This is a genomic window from Corynebacterium sp. KPL1986 (genome assembly GCF_000477975.1).
Taxonomy (GTDB): Bacteria; Actinomycetota; Actinomycetes; order Mycobacteriales; family Mycobacteriaceae; genus Corynebacterium; species Corynebacterium accolens.
In genome coordinates this window covers 772,977-789,780 of sequence record NZ_KI515719.1, presented here as the reverse complement: position 1 = coordinate 789,780, position 16,804 = coordinate 772,977, and the positions used below count along the sequence as shown (strand labels likewise).

Here is a 16,804-nt window from a genome sequence, read left to right as displayed (position 1 = left end):
TAGATAGTATGGAGGAATAATGTTCAATCTCATGGTTATGCCCGCCTCGCCGGCGCTGGCAGTCGAGCTAGCTCCCAACGATGCCGCCTCGCGGGCGCTGCTGGCAGCGGCGCGCATGCTGGCGGTCGAAGCCGCTGCCGCCGGCATTAACGAGGCAGAAATTATCGGATCCCGCTCCTCGCGGTGGCATACCCGCCACACGGGAAGCCTGCGCGCCTGGGGAGCCCACCAGGTACACGTGGGCGCGGGAGACTACCTGCCAGAAATCATGGCCCACTACGTCCTGTCTACGGTCCCACAGATAACGGTGCGCGATAGCCGCGACCGCCTAGGCACGCCAGACCCAAAGGTACTTAGCATCGTGGTTGCGGACGGCAGCGCGGGGCTTACTGAGAGGGCACCGCTGGCCCTTATCCCCGGCGCGCAGGAGGCGCACCGGTGGTGCGAGGAGGTGTTGATAGGGGCAGCGGCAAGCAGCGAGGCTGAGTGGCTGAAGCAACGCGGCGTGGAAGAGCCGGCGCTCTGGCTCGAGCTTGCCGGCTGCACGCCCAAGCGCGCGCAGGTCCGGGCGACGGACGCCACCCTCGGGGTAGGCCGCTACGTGGCAGGTTGGGAGGCAGCATGCGACCCATCGCAGTAGTTGGCCCCACCGCATCCGGCAAATCCGCGCTCGGGCTGGCCCTTGCCCATGAACTGGGTGGGGAAGTGGTCAATGTCGATTCCATGCAGCTATACCGCGGCATGGATATCGGGACCGCGAAGCTTTCCCCCGCAGAGCGCGAGGGCATCCCGCATCACCAGCTCGATGTCTGGGACGTGACGGAGACTGCTTCCGTGGCGCGCTATCAGCAGGCGGCCTTGCGCGATATCGAGGACATCATGTCCCGCGGCAAGACTCCGATCCTCGTCGGCGGATCCATGCTCTATGCCCAGGCGTTGGTGGATGATTGGCAATTCCCGCCGACCGATCCGCAGGTACGGGCCAAATACGAGGCCCGCCGCGCCGATATCGGAACCGACGCGCTCCACGCGGAGCTCGCGCGCGTCGATCCGGCAGCCGCCGCTATCATCGAGGATAAAGACCCCCGCCGCACCGTCCGGGCGCTCGAGGTCATCGAGCTGACCGGCAAGCCCTTTAAGGCCAGCCAGCCGCCGAAGAACGGCCCGCCCCGGTGGGGGACCAAGTTGCTGGGGCTGCGCACGGATAGCGAGTGGTTGAACCCGCGCATCGAAAAGCGCACGCGCCTCATGTTTGAGCAAGGCCTCGTCGAGGAAGTCGAGCACCTGCAGGATAAGGGGCTTGTGGCCGATTCCACCGCGGGCCGCGCGATTGGCTATGCGCAGGTTCTACAAGCCCAGCGCGGCGAGCTGACGTGGGAAGATGCGGTAGAACGCACGATTACTGGCACCCGCCGGTACGTGCGCCGCCAGCGCTCCTGGTTTAACCGCGATAAGCGCATTACCTGGCTCGATGCCGCGGGCGATACCACCGCCCAAGCTTTGTACGCGCTTGGGCGCTAGGGTAGAGGCTATGAAATTTGCCAAAGGCCATGGAACCGAAAATGACTTCGTCATCGTAGAAGACTTCGACGCCGAGGCGCCGCTCTCACCAGAGCGCGTGGCGGCGCTGTGTGACCGCCGGGCGGGCATCGGCGGCGATGGCCTATTGCGCGTTGTGCGCGCCGGCGCCCTCGTGGACGCGGGCGAGTTGGCGGCACTTCCGGACGGGGTGGATTCCGCCGACTGGTTTATGGATTACCGCAACGCCGATGGGTCCGTGGCGGAAATGTGCGGCAATGGCACCCGCGTCTTTGCCCACTGGCTGCGCTCGCACGACTTGGTGGGCGAGGACGCATTCACCATCGGCACTCGGGCGGGTGCCAAGCAGGTGACGGTGCATTCCTGTAACGCTACCGCCGCGAGCGTCACCGTGGAGATGGGCCCCGCGCGCGTGACCGGAGTATCTACCGCGTCCGTGGGCGGTGAGTCCTACGCCGGCCTCGGGGTGGATATGGGTAACCCGCACCTCGCGGCCGTCATCCCAGGCCTGGAACCGGAAGCTTTGGCCGCCAAGGAACTCACGGCGCCGGTCTACGACGAGTCCTTCTTTCCCGGCGGGGTGAATTTTGAGCTGGTGACCCCGCTGCGGGAGGGGCACGTGCATATGCGCGTCTTCGAGCGCGGGGTTGGGGAGACGCAGTCGTGCGGTACGGGCACGGTCGCGGCAGCTACCGCCGCGCTTGCCGATGCCGCCCAAGCCCTCGGCACCGTCCACATCCACGTTCCCGGCGGCGAGGTCACCGTCGAGGTCTATGACGGCGGCACGCGCTTGACGGGCCCGTCCGCCATCGTCGCGACGGGCGAAACGAGCCTGTAAGGGCCTTAGTTTTCGTCGTCGATCTGCCGCGTGCGGTAATCCGGGCCGAGCCGGAAGGCCGCGCGGCGGGCGGCGAGCCAGGATTCTTTCAGCTCGCGGGCGCGCTCATCGGTGACGCGGAGGAGGGCTTCCAAGTCCTGTGTGCGCATGCCGTGGGCGTGGATGCGGATATTGAGCCGGCGGAGGAAGCGGCGCGCCCCAGCCAATTCGTAGTGGAATGCATCGATGGCGGGGTGGGAGCAGTCGAGGTCCAGCAGTGCTGGCCGGTACAGCGTGCGATCCGCCAGCGACTCGGCCTCCGTGGAGGTTTCGAATTCTTCGAATTCGGCGATGACGTCCTGGATATCGTCCGCCGAAAGCGAAATGGAGCTGCGCAGGGCCTTTCTTTCCGCGGTATCGGGGCGCGTGCGCAGCATGAACCAGCCCGCGCCCACCAGCATGGCGGCGATGATGAGTCCGGGCAGTTTTAGCGTTACAACGATCGCGATCGCGCAAAGGACCAGGAGGATAAAGACAAGTGTCCTCCGGTTTTGTGGATCGCTAAGGAAAGGCATGGCCTAAAAAATCTAGTGCCCGCCGCAGCCGCAACCGCCGGATCCACAACCGCATCCGCCATCGCCGCAGCCGCCGGACGGCATGTCAATAGCGGCGGTGAGCAGGGCCGTACCGGAGATCACGGAATCCTTGGCCGGCAATTCGCCACGGTCCGCAGGCAGGCAGAGATCGAAGGGGAAAAGCCCGTCCATGACGAGGTGCGCGAATTTCTCGCCGGTGAGTTCATTGGTGCGCCACTCGGCTTCCATCACCCGGGCGGCAAAGGTAGCCGCCGGCGTGGGGGCCTGTGCGCCGGAGCCAGAGGCGATGACGCGGGCGCCCTCGGATTCAAAGAGGGCGGGGTATTCGCCGTGTTCGGCCTCGTAGGCAGCCGGGGACTCGTAGGTAGTGATATCAAGGCCCATGGCGGTCAGCGATACCTGCTGCCATTCCTGCCGTGGTTCTTCTGCCAACAGTGGCCCCTGCGCGAGGTTCGCCGTGACCTGGGCCAGCGGCGTGCCGAACGGATCGATGATGTCCATGATCGCTAGAACGTCATTGAACATCTCCACGTGGGCAAAACCCTGCGTGACCGCATCGAAGCCGATAAAGGTGGCGTAGGGCTCTACCGCCAAGATATTAAGCTGGGCGCCCGAGGGGTCGCCGTATTGAATGAGCTGGCCACCGCGGACCTCGCCGGTAACGGCAAGGCGGTCCGTGGCGATGGCTGCCTCGACCGCGTCCTGCCAGCGTTCGAAATCCAGGCCGATCGCCTGCATTTCGGTATTCTTCTTCTGGGTAGTAGTCGTTGGCCTAGGCTGCGTCGTTTCCATAGCCACCATTGTATCGCTTTGTCCAGTAAGCCCGGAAACCGCAATTCCCGTTTTGCGGCCTAACGTGCCAAAATAGATAGCAATATGAACAAATTTTCCCCGCAGAATTCTGATAGCTCGGCGAGCAAGGACGAACTTCTCGCCCAGGCCTTCCGCGACCACGCGGACACCCCGCAGGAAACCACGCCCACCAGCGGCGATCTAGATTTGGCCGAGCGCAACGCCTTCCGCCGCGTTACCCGCGAGACCTCCATCCGCGCCGAGGACACCACCGATGGCTACGAGGTGGAATACCGAAAACTGCGCCTCGAGCGCGTCATCCTCGTGGGCGTGTGGACCGAAGGCACCGTAGCGGAGGTTGAGGCCACGATGGATGAGCTGGCCGCCCTGACCGAGACCGCCGGTGCCGACGTAGTCGAAATGATTTACCAAAAGCGCGATAAACCGGATCCTGGTACTTTCATCGGCTCGGGCAAGGTAAAAGAGCTCCACGATATCGTCGAGGCCACCGGGGCCGATACCGTCGTGTGCGATGGTGAGCTGAACCCCGGCCAGCTCACAGCATTAGAGCGCGCGCTCAATACCAAGGTCATCGACCGCACCATGCTCATCTTGGACATCTTTGCCCAACACGCAAAGTCCAAGGAGGGCAAGGCGCAGGTCTCGCTGGCGCAGCTGGAATACCTCTATACCCACACCCGCGGTTGGGGCGGCAACCTTTCGCGCCAGGCCGGCGGCCGCGCCGGTTCCAATGGCGGCGTCGGCCTGCGCGGTCCCGGTGAAACCAAGATCGAGACCGACCGCCGGCGCATCCGCACCGAAATGGCGCGCCTGCGCAAGGAACTGCGCGGGATGAAAACCGCCCGCGAGGTCAAGCGCTCCAGGCGCCAGTCCTCCACGATCGCCCAGATCGCCATCGCCGGCTACACCAACGCCGGCAAATCTTCGCTCATTAATGCCATGACGAACGCGGGCGTGCTTGTGGAAGACGCACTTTTTGCCACCTTGGATCCCACCACGCGCCGCGCCTCGCTTGCCGATGGCCGCCTGGTCGTCTTCACCGATACCGTCGGCTTCGTTCGCCACCTGCCTACCCAGCTGGTGGAGGCCTTCAAGTCCACCCTGGAAGAGGTGCTCGCCGCCGATATCATGCTGCATGTCGTGGACGGATCGGACCCGTTCCCGCTCAAGCAAATCGAGGCGGTCAATAAGGTCATCTACGATATCGTCAGCGAGACTGGTGAGCAGGCCCCGCCGGAAATCATCGTGATCAATAAGATCGACCAGGCCGATCCGCTTGTGCTCGCGGAGCTGCGCCACGTCCTGGATCATGAGGACGTCGTCTATGTTTCGGCGCGCACGGGGGAGGGCATCGACGAGCTGAGCGCGCGCGTGGAGCTCTTCCTCAACTCCCGCGATAGCCACGTTAATCTGCAGGTTCCCTTCACCCGCGGCGATGTCGTCTCGCGCGTGCACGCCGAGGGCACGGTGCGCAGCGAGGAATACACCGAGGACGGCACGCTTGTTGATGTCCGCCTGCCCGCCACCACCGCCCGCGAGCTCGCCGAATTCATCGTGGAGGAAGATTCCTAAAATTCGTGCTCCATGGGCCATAATGGTGGTTCGTGAGCATACTAGGTTGGACCGTCCACGGCGACGGTAAGAAGATTGCACCAGGCGCCGTGGTCGCGCCCGAGGAACGACTAAGTTGGGGCCGAACCATTGGCATCGGCATGCAGCACGTGGTGGCGATGTTCGGTGCTACGCTGCTGGTGCCCACCCTGACCGGCTTTCCGGTCAATACCACGCTGCTATTTTCCGGCATCGGCACCATCCTCTTCCTGCTGATTACGCGCAATCGCCTGCCGTCCTACCTGGGGTCGTCGTTCGCCTTCATCGCCCCGCTGACCGCCTCGCAGCAATACGGGATTGCGGCGCAGGCCGGATCCATTCTGGTGACCGGTTTGGTGCTGGTGGCGGTCGGATTCGTGGTCAAGGCTGCCGGCAGGCGGGTGCTCGATGCGGTGATGCCGCCGGCGGTTACCGGCGCCATCGTCGCGCTCATCGGGCTTAATTTGGCGCCGAATGCGGCCGAGAACTTCGCCAGCCAGCCCTTGGTCGCAGGCATCACGCTGCTGGTTATTCTCCTAGCCACCGTCGCCGGGCGCGGCATGGTTTCGCGCCTGTCCATCCTCATCGGTGTGGTCGTCGGCTGGGTTTTCGCTGCCCTGACCGGTAATTTGGGCGAGGATGCCAAGGCTGCCATCGATGCCGCACCGTGGGTAGGCCTGCCCGAATTCCACGCCCCAGAGTTCCATCTTTCCGCGATCGCCGTGGCCTTGCCGGTGCTCGTGGTGCTGATTGCGGAAAACGTCGGCCACGTCAAAGCCGTCTCCGAGATGACCAACCGCGACTTGGACGACCTCGCCGGCGATGCCCTGATTGCCGATGGCCTCGCCTCCTCCCTCGCCGGTGGCTTCGGCGGCTCCGGTACCACGACCTATGCCGAGAATATCGGTGTCATGGCCGCCACGCGCGTCTATTCCACCGCCGCGTATTGGGTTGCGGCCCTAACCGCCATCCTATTGGCCTTCGTCCCGAAGTTCGGCGCGCTGATTTTCACCATCCCCACCGGCGTGCTCGGCGGGGCCACCCTCGTGCTCTATGGTCTTATCGGCATGCTGGGCGTGCGCATCTGGATGGATAATGAGGTGAACTTCAATAACCCGGTGAACCTGACGGCGGCTGCGGTGGCTTTGATCGCGGGCATCGGCAACCTGACCCTGAACGTGGGCGGGGTGAGCCTGGAGGGCATCGCCTGGGGCTCTGTCGGCATCATCGTTGCCTATCCCATCATGCGGCGCCTGTACGAAACCGTGGGCGAAGGCCACGATGCTAAATACTAAATTCTGTGGATAACTTTGTTGACCCTGCCGCGAAATAGCGCCGTGGCGGCAAGGTTTACCGCGTAATCCACAGGCCTTCGTGCGTGCGGTCGCCTTTGCACCGGGTTGTGCGCTGTACTAGGCGGCATGAACGCACTCGACCGTTATTTAACCGCGCTGGGCCAAGGGATGGACATCATCGCCGCCGCCCAGGGCTTAAGCGAGCGCGATTTGGTGCAGCGCGGCGCCAGCGACGTCGCCGCGCGCGAGGTGGTGCATCTTTGCGATGTCTACTTTGGCCGCTGTGCCTTTAGCGCCAAGCAACGCACGGCCCGCTCGACGACGCACCCGCTCGACGTGCTCAGCCTCATCGAAAAGTTCGCGCTGCGCGCTCGCACCCAGCGCGATGCCTGGGCCGTACGCTCCGAGTTATGCCAGTTCCGCGGAAGCGCCACTGCCTTGCGCAAGCGGGCGCGCGCCCTCTTGCGTGAGCTGCAACCGCCCCGCACTCCCAAGAAAGGCGTGCGGATCACCCGCCGGCCGCGCGGACCGTGGTCGTTGACCATCACCGGGGAATCCGCCGACGTCGCAGATATGCACTCTGCCCTCGATAACGAGCGCCCATTGGAATCGGTCAAGTCCATCTTCTTCGGCGGGAAGTCGGGGGCGCGCACCACTGCGACCACGCAGGTGGTCATCACCTTGGACGAGCTCGACCGCATCGTCGATGGCGATGGCGAGGAAATAACCCTGCAGCTCACCAACGGCTCGCGCATCAGCGGTGCCGACCTCGCGAGCCGGGTTTTAAGCGATCACGGATACATCACGCTTGTGCATCCCGTTGAGGGTCCGGTCAATTTGTACCGCACGTCCCGGTTTGCCAATGCGAAGCAGCGCTTGATGGCGGCCGCCGTCAATCCTGTATGCCCCTGGGAAAAGTGCAATTATCCTGCCGATGAGTGCCAGATCCACCACCTAGACAGCTGGCAGCACGGTGGCAATACCAATGCCGCTAACCTCGCGACCTGCTGCCCGTACCATAACGGCGTCAACGATGATGACCCGCAGGCCCCGCCGCGGCGCGGGCGATTGGCCCGAATACAAGGAAAGGTCCGCTGGCTTCCGCCGTGGGCCACGAACCCCGGCAGCCCGAACGAAAACGACCGGCCGCCATCCTAAGAATCCGGGCCAAGAGAATTAGCGCAAAAGGATCCGCGCGCCCGCACCGATCCACCGGCTCAGGACCAAAAATCTAAGCGACCGCGCAAATGCGCCGCGCGACCTGAATAGCCGGCGCAATGGGCACTGGGAAACGGCCTATGGATCGCAAAAGCTCCCCGCCAACAAGGCGAGGAGCATACTAGGCGTGCTTAGGCACTACTAGCGAGCAGCAGCGCTTAGGAAGCGTCGAGATCCTGCTCGATGAGGCCGGCGATCTTCTCAACGGCTTCTTCGTTATCAGAGGTAACGGTGACCTCGTCGCCCTGCTCGGCACCGAGGGCCATGATCATCAGGGAAGAAGCGGCGTCGGTCTCGTTATCGTCATCTTCTTCACCAACGAGGCTCAGGAAGATGTCCTCGTCGTATTCGCCAGCGGCGTCAGCGATGATGGAGGCAGGACGTGCGTGCAGTCCTACAGAGGAGCCAACCTTTACAGTCTTGGAAGCCATGGAAATTATCCTTTCTGTAGTTAATTTATCGTGATCCAGTGTACGAGCGTTTGGTTTATGCCGCCACGTTCTGGGAAGCGGTTTTGGACCCTGGAGCGGCCTTTTGGGCAGCTTCCTGGACGGTCTTATTAGGCCAGAATTGCTTCATGGCCAAGACCGCGACGGTAGATACCGCCACGCCGGCAAGGATGGCTACCAGGTAGGCCCAGAATGGGTCGATAGCAAAGGCAACGAAGATACCACCGTGTGGGGCGCGCGACTCGACCGACAGCGCCATGGAGATAGCACCCGTCACGGCGCCACCGGCCATCATGGAAGGGATGACGCGGAACGGATCGGCTGCGGCGAAGGGGATGGCGCCTTCGGAGACGAAGGACAAGCCAAGCAACCAAGCGGACTTACCGTTTTCCTGCTCGGCAGGGGTAAATAGCGACTTGCGGATGAAGGTTGCCAAGGACAGCGCGATGGGCGGCACCATGCCGGCGGCCATAACAGCGGCCATGATTTGCATGGAGGCTGCGTCGCCGGTGGACAACCCGGCGGTGGCAAAGAGGTATGCGGCCTTGTTGACCGGGCCACCCAAGTCGACGCACATCATCAGGCCCAAGATGATGCCGAGCACTACGGCAGAAGAGCCAGACATGGAAGACAGCCAATCTTGCAGGCCCTCCATCAGCGCGGCCAGTGGGGCGCCCAGTAGCAGGTACATCGACAGGCCAACGACGAGGGAGGTCAGCAGCGGAATGATGACCACCGGCATGAGGGAGCCGAGCCAGCGCGGGACCTTCCAATTGCCAATCCACAGGGCGATAAAGCCGGCCAACAAACCGGTCACCAGGCCACCGATAAAGCCCGCGTCGAGGGTCACGGCGATAGCACCGCCGACAAAGCCCGGCGCAATACCAGGGCGCCCGGCCAGGGCGTAGGCGATGTAGCCAGATAACGCGGCAACAATAAAGCCCATCGCGGCCTGGCCAATGGCAAAGAGCACTGCGCCTATATAGAGCCCGAATCCGGAGTTCTCGAACGACATGGTCTCGCCGTCGACGGTAATCTCATTGCCCGGCAGGTTGGACAGGGAGTAATCCGTGGAAAGCGCCTGCCAGCCATTGGCCATATCGGCGCCGCCGAAGAGGAATCCGAGGGCCAAGAGAAGGCCACCGGCGGCAACGAACGGCACCATGTAGGACACGCCGGTCATAATCGCCTGCTGGATGCGCTTGCCCCAACCCAGCGATTTTCCTTCCTCTTCGGCGGAGGAGGAAGAGGCGGTGCCAGAGACCTTTCGGGCATTCGGGTTCTTCGCCGCCGCGATGGCTTCATCGAGCATCTTGCCGGGTTCGTTGATGGCGCGCTTGACGCCGGATTCGATGACGGGTTTGCCCGCGAAGCGCTCGCGGTCGCGCACTCCGACGTCCGTGGCGAAGATGACCGCATCGGCAGCGTCGATGGTGGACTGCGAGACCGATTCATTATTGGACGAGCCCTGGGTCTCGACGGTGAGATCGACGTCGTCGCGCTCGCCGGCGGTTTGGGTGAGGGCATCGGCAGCCATGTAGGTGTGTGCGATGCCGGTTGGGCAGGCGGTGATGGCAACGATGCGGGTAGCTTGTGCCGAAGCACCTGCGCTTGCCGATGCCCCTTCCGCAGCCCCAGCTGCAGCCTCCGCGGTGTCCTGCTTTTTGTTCTTCGGCTTTTCCGCGTTGACGACAGCGAGGATTTCCTTGACAATTTCTTCCTTCGTCGACGCGGTGCGCAGGGCCTCTAAAAAGTCCTTGCGCACGAGGGCGCGGGCAAGCTTGGAAAGAATCTGCAGGTGGGCCTTGCCACCGCCGGCCGGTGCGGCGATGAGGAAGACCAACTGGGCGTCGCCGTCTGGGCCGGAAAAATCCACGCCGCGGGAAAGGCGGGCGAAAGCTAGGGTCGGTTCGGTGACGACCTCGGAACGGCAGTGGGGGATGGCCACGCCGCCTGGCACGCCGGTGCCGGCCTTGGCTTCGCGGTCGATGGCGGGCTGGGCGAGGCCTGCGACCTCGGTCGCGCGCCCGGTATCGTGCACCAAGGTGGCGAGGTTGGTGATAACGGAGTCGACGCTATCGCCAAAGTCGGCGTCAAGCGCGACAAGTTCTGTGGTGATGAGATCGGATGCCATGATGGAAGGCTCCTTTAGCTATAGAGCGGAGATGGAGGTATGGGCGGTATCGAGTTCTTCGGGACGGGGGAATTGGGTGCCGGGCTTTGCGGCCGCAGCGGTGCCATAAGCCACCGAGAGCGCGAGGGAGTCTGCTGGTCCGTGCCCCTGCGTGCGCCCCAGGAGGTATCCGGCCAATGCGGCATCACCCGCGCCAACCGTGGATTTCACCGTGGCGGGAGGCGGGGTGGCGGCCCATGCGCCGTCTGCGTTTACTAGCACGGCACCGGCGCCGCCGAGGGTGACAAGGACTTCCTTGATGCCGCGACCCACGACATCCCTTGCAGCCTCCACGACCGGGCTATAATCCCCGGCCGCAGCGGCGCGCTCGAGGGCGAGGCCGTCCTGGCCGGTCAGCTGCCCCAGTTCGAAACCGTTGGGTTTGATGAGATCCGGGGCGGCGGTAGCGAGCTGCTTGGCGATGGCCTTCATCGGAGCATCAGAGGTATCCACGGCGATGCGCGCCTGCGGGGCGGCAGTGCGGATCTCCTTGATGAGGTCGGTATACCAGCCGGCGTCAACACCCTTGGGCAGCGATCCGGCAAGGGCTACCCAATCGGCGGATTGGGCGTGGTGAGTAAGGGTGGAAATGAGGTGGTTTTGGGTGGCATCGGAAAGCAGCGGGCCAGGGCCGTTGACCTTGGTGGTTGTGCCATCTGGCTCGGTGATGGTGGTATTGACGCGGACGCCACCGTCCATGTCCACGTGGGCGTAGGGGAGGTGGACCTCCTGGATGAGGTTCATGAACGGATCGGCCGCGCGGGAGGGGAAGAGGGCCAGGGTTTCTTTCCCGGCGAGGTGCACGGCGTGGGCGACGTTGACGCCTTTGCCGCCGGCGACCTGGGTAACACTGGCGGCGCGGTGGACATCGCCTGAGGTCAGTTGCTGATTGAGCGCCAGGGTGGCGTCAATGCTTGGGTTTGGGGTGAGCGTGAGGATCATCGAGAACTTATCCCTTTCGCAGAGTGCGTATATTGGGGGCCACACGCAGTCGGTCCGGTTGAAACTCGCGCTTAAGCCCGCCGTAAATGTTTATTCTTGCCCGATTGTGTTGGAAAGTCAATAGAAACCGTGTGGCATACATTGCATTTCTGTTGGATTTGTGATGATCTGGAAATAAATAAGCCGCTATCTTCGAAGGAAGTATCGCCATGGAAAATACGCTTCAGTCCACTGTTAAAGGAACCGGCGTTGTCGCTGGAGTTGCCTATGCAGAAGCCGTATGGGTGCGCCCCCGCCCGGACCTGCCCACTGAAGGAAGTATTGACCAAGAGGCCAGCAGCGAAGCCGAATACGATCGCTTCCTCGAGGCAGTCGATGTCGTCGCCAGCCGCTTGGAAAACCGCGCCGCAGCCGCCGAGGGCCAAGCCTCGGAAGTGCTGACCGCAACCGCCGGCATGGTCAAGGACCGCGGGTGGCACAAGGCCGTGCGCAAGAATATTCGCTCGGGCAAGAATGCCGAGTTCGCCACGGTGGGAGCCACGGATAAGTTCGTCACCATGTTTGAGGCGGCCGGCGGCGTCATGGCCGAGCGCACCACCGATCTGAAGGACGTGCGCGACCGCGTCATCGCCCAGCTGCGCGGCGAGCAGGAGCCTGGTTTGCCCATGGTGGAGGGCCAAGCGGTGCTTTTTGCCGATGACCTCGCGCCCGCCGATACCGCCACCCTGGATACCGCGCATATTCGCGCGCTCGTTACCGAGCTGGGCGGGCCCACCAGCCACACCGCGATCATCGCCCGCCAGCTCGATATTCCGTGCATCGTCGCCGTGGGAAATAAGCTGCGGGAGATTGAAAGCGGCACGCTGGTCTTCGTCGACGGTGCGCTTGGAACCGTGACGCTGGGTGCGGACGAGGAAGAATCCACCAAGGCGGTCGCGGAATACCGCGAGCGCGCCGCCCGCGTTGCCGAATGGACTGGACCAGCGCAAACCAAGGACGGCCACCGCGTGCAGCTTTTGGCCAACGTGGCCGACGGCAACGCCGCCCGCATTGCCTCCGACTCGCAGGCAGAGGGCATTGGCCTCTACCGCACGGAGTTGTCGTTCCTGTCCGCGAGCGAGGAGCCTTCCGTTGACGAGCAGGCAAAAATCTACAAGAAGGTCTTTAACGCCTACCCCAATTCCAAGGTCGTGGTGCGCACCTTGGATGCTGGCTCCGATAAGCCGATTTCTTATGCCACGTTGTCATCTGAAGAGAACCCGGCGTTGGGTGTGCGCGGTCTGCGCATTGCCCGCGATAACGAGTCCCTGTTGACGCGCCAGTTGGACGCCATCGCCCAGGCCGCGGAGTCCCGCGGCGACGATGCCGAAACCTGGGTCATGGCACCGATGGTGGCGACGTCGAAGGAAGCCCAGTGGTTTGCGGAGCTGTGCCGGGAGCGCGGCCTGACCGCGGGCGCGATGATTGAGGTGCCCGCAGCAGCGCTGATGGCAGATAAGATCATGCCGCATCTGGACTTCGTATCCATCGGCACCAATGACCTCACCCAGTACACGATGGCCGCTGACCGCCTGTCACCGCAGCTTGCGTACCTCACCGACCCCTGGCAGCCGGCCGTGCTGCGGCTTATCCAGCACACCTGCATTGCGGGGCACGAATACAACGTACCGGTTGGCGTGTGCGGCGAGGCCGCGGCCGATCCGCTATTGGCCTGCGTATTGACCGGCCTAGGCGTCAACTCCTTGTCTGCTGCATCGACCGCAGTCGCCGGCGTTGGTGCCCAATTGGCCGAGCTGACCTTTGACCAGTGCCAGCAGCTTGCCGATGCCGCCCTCAACTCCGAAGGCCCCTCCGCCGCCCGCGCCGCAGCGATGGAGCAGATAGAAAAGTTCAACTAACGGCAAAAGGTCTCGCCCTCCCTGCCTCGGTGAGAAATGGCACCGGGGTAGGGAGGGCGAAGTCGTGCGCATGCTGGAGCTATTCGCTGGCGAGCACGACATCGATCTCTCGCTCGCGCAGGGCATCGACGAAGGATTCCGGCGCGCCGGAATCGGTGATGACGACATCGATATCTGCAATGGAGGCGAAGCTCACCAGGTAGTCGTTGCCCAATTTGCTGGAATCACACATGACCACGACCTTGTGGGCATTCGTGACGAAGGCGGATTTGATGGCTGCTTCTTGGGAATCGGCTGTCGACAAGCCGTGATCGAGGGTCAACGCATTGGTACCGATGAAGGCGACATCGGCGCGCATGAGCGCCATGGTGCGCAGGGCGGTATCGCCGACGACGGCCTGGGTGATAGCGCGTACGGTCCCGCCGAGGAGCTGGACATCGGGAACGCCGCTATTGGCTAGCGACAGTGCGATGGGCAGGCTATTGGAGACGATATTGAACTGCGCCTGCGGGTATTGCTGGCTAATGAGCTCGGCAAAGGTATTAATCGTGGTGCCGGCGTCCAGGAATATGCTGCCGCCGCCAGGGGGAAGGAAGTCGAGCGCGGCGTGCGCGATGGCGGCCTTGGCCCCAGATGCGGAACGCTGGCGGGTATCGAGGGTGAGCTCCGCGGTCTGGAAGGCTTGGGAAGCCACGGCGCCGCCGTGCACGCGGTGGACAACGCCCTCACGATCCAGTACGGCTAGGTCGCGCCGAATGGTTTCAGCAGTCACCTCGAAACGCTCTGATAAATCGGTTACGTTAACGCGACCCTCAACTGCAGTTTGGGACGCGATCTGGCGGCGTCGCTCCTCTGCGTACACGGACCCTCCTTGCTCCTCGCCTTCGGCCGGGCGGTTACTCCATCTGCGAATGCAGGCGCTCGGTGAAAGCTAACTGATGTGGGATTTCTCCCTCCATTGTGTCAAAATTCGGCGGTAATCGGACGAAAACAAAAATTAAGGTGTGCGCTGTTGTCTGGTTTGGGATAAAAGCGCAGGTCAGTCAGCTTTATTTGCCCTAGTTGAAAGCCAACCCTAGTAGCGCTTAACTTACGGATCCGTTATTTCGGGGGTGCTTTCTCAATAAACCCCGCGCGCTTAAGTTGGCTTTTTGGGGCGCGATTGCGAGGCAGAAAGGCGTGGAATGCGTTAAAACTCGTATGGCCCTGCTCCCTATGCGGGGAACAGGGCAGCGTACGAAGTGCAAAGAGCGGGTTTCAAGAAAGCGGGCGCAGAGTGTCGGCGGCGACAACAACCGCAGGCGAACACCCGCGTGCGGCTTGGTTAAAGTAGCTGGCCGGGGCCTAGAGTTTGCGGAAGACGGATACTACCTTGCCCATAATTTCCGCATCATCGCCGTTGATGGGCGGATAGGCATCGTTGTGCGGAAGGAGCCATACGCCAGAGGAATCGCGGTGGAATTCCTTGACGGTGGCCTCGGAGCCATCGAGAAGCGCGGCGACAAACTCGCCTTCCTCAGCCACCGATTGCGACCGGATGATGACCCAGTCGCCGTTGAGGATGCCGGCATCCTGCATGGAATCGCCCACGACCTGCAGCATATAAAGCTCTCCTCCGCCGACGACCTCGTCTGGCATGGGGAAATACGTGTCGATATTTTCCTCTGCAGTGATTGGTGCACCGGCGGCGATGCGGCCAACGACGGGAATATAAGCTACGGCGGCAGACTCTTCAGGGCCGCGGGCAGAGGTATCGGGGACGTCCTTAGCCTTGCGGCCCGGCTTCTTTTCGGCGTCGTCAGTGTTGAGGTGGCGTACGTCGACCGCGCGGGGTTTATTGGGATCGCGGCGCAAGAAGCCCTTTTCCTCCAGTTGCTTGAGCTGATAGGCCACGGACGAGGTGGATTGCAGGCCGGCGGCGTCACCAATTTCGCGGATGCTGGGCGGGTAACCGCGGAGCATCACTGCATCGCTGATGACGTTAAGGATGCGGCGTTGCCTTTCGGAAAGGGAGGCGTAATCGTTCTTTGCGGTGCTTGCTTTCTTGCGGCCCATGTGCGGCTCCTAGCTAAGGGGTCTGAGGTTCTGCGTTCATAGCTTGAAAAGGGACTGGGTGACACCTGCGTGCCATAACTCATTTGTAGCACGAAAAGTACAAGCGTTCGAGATTTACGCGAAAAACTGGACAGGTTTTCGAAGTGGTGCTATAAATCGAACATAGAAACAATCTCGAACACAGGAGCGACATTGAGCTCTTGTTGTGTCAAGGGGCCGCTTTAGACTTACGGCGGTCGTCGAAAGGAAAGCAATGTCTCAACTACTTCACTCTCGCAATAACATGGTCAAACAGCGCGCGGCACGTCCACAGATCGTCCCTTCAGCCGCTATTTGGGATATTGATGATCAAAGCTGGGGCGTGCAGCATTCTCCTTCCGAAAAGGGGGAAATCAGGACTTTAAATTCCGTATATCGAACGAACCGTGAAGGTTATTCGAATACGTGGACTGATGAACGTTCCTTACCTGATTTCGCGAACAGGCCGATGGAAGAAGACGATGCGCATAGTTCGCGCAAGAATTACCTCCTCGGTGCAGTATTTGGTGCTGCCGTATTTTTCGGCACGGTTGCCGGCGGGCTGATGGGTACGAGCGCTGAAACGCCGACTGATCCTGGCGCTTCGGTACAGCAAGTAGAAGCAGCGATCGGACAGTAGTGCTGCGTGTACAAAAGCAGGCACTTCGGGGGTTTAAGGCTTAGAGCCTTTTAGGCAGCAGCTTGTCTTCCCGGCCGCAGATAAGGCCCGCTTGCTTCACGGAGACAGGCACTCGAGTAGGAGGAGTCTGGCGCAATGGTGTCAGGTTTTTGGCTTGGCCGTGGGAGGTAAACTAAACCGAGAAGCTAAATTAGCGAAAGGACTAGTGTGTACTGCCCGTTTTGCCATAACGAACAATCCCGCGTTATTGACTCGCGCGTGGTTGATGCCGGCGCATCGATACGGCGCCGGCGGGAGTGTGCTTCCTGTAAGGGACGCTTCACCACTGTGGAAAAGGCCGTACTGCTGGTTGTTAAGAGAAATGGCCTCGCTGAGCCATTTAGCCGGGATAAACTCATTCGGGGGGTTAGGCGCGCATGCCAGGGTCGCGACGTTAGCGATGATGCCTTAAAAAAGTTGGCCCAAGAGGTTGAGGAAACGGTGCGGGGGCACGGGTCCTCGCAGGTAAACGCCAACGAAATCGGGCTAGCGATTCTCGAGCCACTGCGTGACCTAGACGAGGTCGCATATCTGCGCTTCGCCTCGGTGTATAAATCATTCGAGAGCGCGGATGACTTTGAATCGGAGATTCGTTTGATGCGGCGCCGCGATCGCGGGGACCTTTAAACTGCGCAGTGTAGGACGATTTCTCAGCAGTTATACAACCGTTCTTGCGCAGGATCGAAGCAGCCTTAACTGGCATTTTGTGCGCATGATTTCGC

Annotated in this window: 16 protein-coding genes; 9 read left to right on the top strand and 7 right to left on the bottom strand. The window is 62.1% G+C overall.

What is annotated here, in order from left to right; all coding sequences use genetic code 11:
* Positions 1-19: 19 nt before the first annotated feature.
* The 3 genes from HMPREF1287_RS03670 to dapF are packed head-to-tail and all read left to right on the top strand — an operon-like array spanning position 20 to position 2,377.
* Positions 20-640, top strand: coding sequence for a hypothetical protein (locus tag HMPREF1287_RS03670; protein WP_023017353.1), 621 nt, complete (start codon positions 20-22; stop codon positions 638-640).
* Entirely contained in the window at positions 622-1,521 is a 900-nt protein-coding gene (miaA, locus tag HMPREF1287_RS03665) for a tRNA (adenosine(37)-N6)-dimethylallyltransferase MiaA (protein ID WP_023017354.1), read from the top strand. Before HMPREF1287_RS03670 ends, miaA begins: the two co-directional genes overlap by 19 nt.
* A 10-nt stretch (positions 1,522-1,531) precedes the next feature.
* Complete coding sequence (gene dapF / locus HMPREF1287_RS03660; RefSeq protein WP_023017355.1) at positions 1,532-2,377, top strand: diaminopimelate epimerase; 846 nt, start codon at positions 1,532-1,534, stop codon at positions 2,375-2,377.
* 5 nt (positions 2,378-2,382) lie between these two features.
* On the opposite strand, the gene HMPREF1287_RS03655 is transcribed toward dapF, so the two are convergent.
* Both HMPREF1287_RS03655 and HMPREF1287_RS03650 read right to left on the bottom strand, forming a co-directional pair.
* The gene (locus HMPREF1287_RS03655) at positions 2,383-2,931 is read right to left on the bottom strand and encodes a hypothetical protein (protein WP_023017356.1); all 549 of its coding nucleotides are present in this window, start codon (positions 2,929-2,931) and stop codon (positions 2,383-2,385) included.
* A 12-nt stretch (positions 2,932-2,943) separates the two neighbouring features.
* Positions 2,944-3,753, bottom strand: coding sequence for a hypothetical protein (locus HMPREF1287_RS03650; protein WP_005278883.1), 810 nt, complete (start codon positions 3,751-3,753; stop codon positions 2,944-2,946).
* Between the two features lie 75 nt (positions 3,754-3,828).
* On the opposite strand from HMPREF1287_RS03650, the gene hflX reads away from it, so the two are divergent.
* From hflX to HMPREF1287_RS03635, 3 genes are all read left to right on the top strand, one after another.
* Entirely contained in the window at positions 3,829-5,337 is a 1,509-nt protein-coding gene (gene hflX / locus HMPREF1287_RS03645) for a GTPase HflX (RefSeq protein WP_023017357.1), read from the top strand.
* 32 nt (positions 5,338-5,369) lie between these two features.
* Positions 5,370-6,650, top strand: coding sequence for a uracil-xanthine permease family protein (locus HMPREF1287_RS03640; protein ID WP_023017358.1), 1,281 nt, complete (start codon positions 5,370-5,372; stop codon positions 6,648-6,650).
* A gap of 126 nt (positions 6,651-6,776) precedes the next feature.
* The gene (locus tag HMPREF1287_RS03635) at positions 6,777-7,808 is read left to right on the top strand and encodes an HNH endonuclease signature motif containing protein (protein ID WP_005278888.1); all 1,032 of its coding nucleotides are present in this window, start codon (positions 6,777-6,779) and stop codon (positions 7,806-7,808) included.
* A gap of 218 nt (positions 7,809-8,026) precedes the next feature.
* Here the strand turns inward: HMPREF1287_RS03635 and HMPREF1287_RS03630 are convergent, their stop codons facing one another.
* The 3 genes from HMPREF1287_RS03630 to HMPREF1287_RS03620 are packed head-to-tail and all read right to left on the bottom strand — an operon-like array spanning position 8,027 to position 11,432.
* Positions 8,027-8,299 (bottom strand): HPr family phosphocarrier protein, encoded by a 273-nt coding sequence (locus HMPREF1287_RS03630; protein WP_005278890.1) that lies wholly within the window; start codon positions 8,297-8,299, stop codon positions 8,027-8,029.
* A gap of 55 nt (positions 8,300-8,354) precedes the next feature.
* On the bottom strand, positions 8,355-10,451 hold the full coding sequence (locus HMPREF1287_RS03625; RefSeq protein WP_023017359.1) for a fructose-specific PTS transporter subunit EIIC: 2,097 nt from the start codon (positions 10,449-10,451) through the stop codon (positions 8,355-8,357).
* Positions 10,452-10,469: 18 nt separating this feature from the next.
* The gene (locus tag HMPREF1287_RS03620; RefSeq protein WP_023017360.1) at positions 10,470-11,432 is read right to left on the bottom strand and encodes a 1-phosphofructokinase family hexose kinase; all 963 of its coding nucleotides are present in this window, start codon (positions 11,430-11,432) and stop codon (positions 10,470-10,472) included.
* 209 nt (positions 11,433-11,641) lie between these two features.
* On the opposite strand from HMPREF1287_RS03620, the gene ptsP reads away from it, so the two are divergent.
* Complete coding sequence (gene ptsP / locus HMPREF1287_RS03615; protein WP_023017361.1) at positions 11,642-13,330, top strand: phosphoenolpyruvate--protein phosphotransferase; 1,689 nt, start codon at positions 11,642-11,644, stop codon at positions 13,328-13,330.
* Positions 13,331-13,409: 79 nt separating this feature from the next.
* Here ptsP and HMPREF1287_RS03610 read toward each other — a convergent pair whose 3' ends face one another.
* Together HMPREF1287_RS03610 and lexA are read right to left on the bottom strand one after the other, a co-directional pair.
* Positions 13,410-14,192, bottom strand: a complete 783-nt coding sequence (locus tag HMPREF1287_RS03610; RefSeq protein ID WP_005278900.1) for a DeoR/GlpR family DNA-binding transcription regulator — start codon at positions 14,190-14,192, stop codon at positions 13,410-13,412.
* Between the two features lie 482 nt (positions 14,193-14,674).
* The gene (lexA, locus tag HMPREF1287_RS03605; protein WP_005278903.1) at positions 14,675-15,385 is read right to left on the bottom strand and encodes a transcriptional repressor LexA; all 711 of its coding nucleotides are present in this window, start codon (positions 15,383-15,385) and stop codon (positions 14,675-14,677) included.
* Positions 15,386-15,638: 253 nt separating this feature from the next.
* Between lexA and HMPREF1287_RS03600 the strand changes: the two genes are divergently transcribed.
* Positions 15,639-16,043, top strand: a complete 405-nt coding sequence (locus HMPREF1287_RS03600) for a hypothetical protein (RefSeq protein ID WP_023017362.1) — start codon at positions 15,639-15,641, stop codon at positions 16,041-16,043.
* Between the two features lie 207 nt (positions 16,044-16,250).
* On the top strand, positions 16,251-16,709 hold the full coding sequence (gene nrdR, locus HMPREF1287_RS03595) for a transcriptional regulator NrdR (RefSeq protein ID WP_023017363.1): 459 nt from the start codon (positions 16,251-16,253) through the stop codon (positions 16,707-16,709).
* The last annotated feature ends 95 nt before the right edge of the window (positions 16,710-16,804 follow it).

Excerpts from the sequence above, each read along its gene's own strand:
- HMPREF1287_RS03670 (WP_023017353.1), top strand. The coding sequence starts at position 20 with ATGTTCAATCTCATGGTTATGCCCGCCTCGCCGGCGCTGGCAGTCGAG.
- miaA (WP_023017354.1), top strand. The coding sequence starts at position 622 with ATGCGACCCATCGCAGTAGTTGGCCCCACCGCATCCGGCAAATCCGCG.
- dapF (WP_023017355.1), top strand. The coding sequence starts at position 1,532 with ATGAAATTTGCCAAAGGCCATGGAACCGAAAATGACTTCGTCATCGTA.
- HMPREF1287_RS03655 (WP_023017356.1), bottom strand. The coding sequence starts at position 2,931 with ATGCCTTTCCTTAGCGATCCACAAAACCGGAGGACACTTGTCTTTATC.
- HMPREF1287_RS03650 (WP_005278883.1), bottom strand. The coding sequence starts at position 3,753 with ATGGTGGCTATGGAAACGACGCAGCCTAGGCCAACGACTACTACCCAG.
- hflX (WP_023017357.1), top strand. The coding sequence starts at position 3,829 with ATGAACAAATTTTCCCCGCAGAATTCTGATAGCTCGGCGAGCAAGGAC.
- HMPREF1287_RS03635 (WP_005278888.1), top strand. The coding sequence starts at position 6,777 with ATGAACGCACTCGACCGTTATTTAACCGCGCTGGGCCAAGGGATGGAC.
- HMPREF1287_RS03630 (WP_005278890.1), bottom strand. The coding sequence starts at position 8,299 with ATGGCTTCCAAGACTGTAAAGGTTGGCTCCTCTGTAGGACTGCACGCA.
- HMPREF1287_RS03625 (WP_023017359.1), bottom strand. The coding sequence starts at position 10,451 with ATGGCATCCGATCTCATCACCACAGAACTTGTCGCGCTTGACGCCGAC.
- HMPREF1287_RS03620 (WP_023017360.1), bottom strand. The coding sequence starts at position 11,432 with ATGATCCTCACGCTCACCCCAAACCCAAGCATTGACGCCACCCTGGCG.
- ptsP (WP_023017361.1), top strand. The coding sequence starts at position 11,642 with ATGGAAAATACGCTTCAGTCCACTGTTAAAGGAACCGGCGTTGTCGCT.
- lexA (WP_005278903.1), bottom strand. The coding sequence starts at position 15,385 with ATGGGCCGCAAGAAAGCAAGCACCGCAAAGAACGATTACGCCTCCCTT.
- HMPREF1287_RS03600 (WP_023017362.1), top strand. The coding sequence starts at position 15,639 with ATGTCTCAACTACTTCACTCTCGCAATAACATGGTCAAACAGCGCGCG.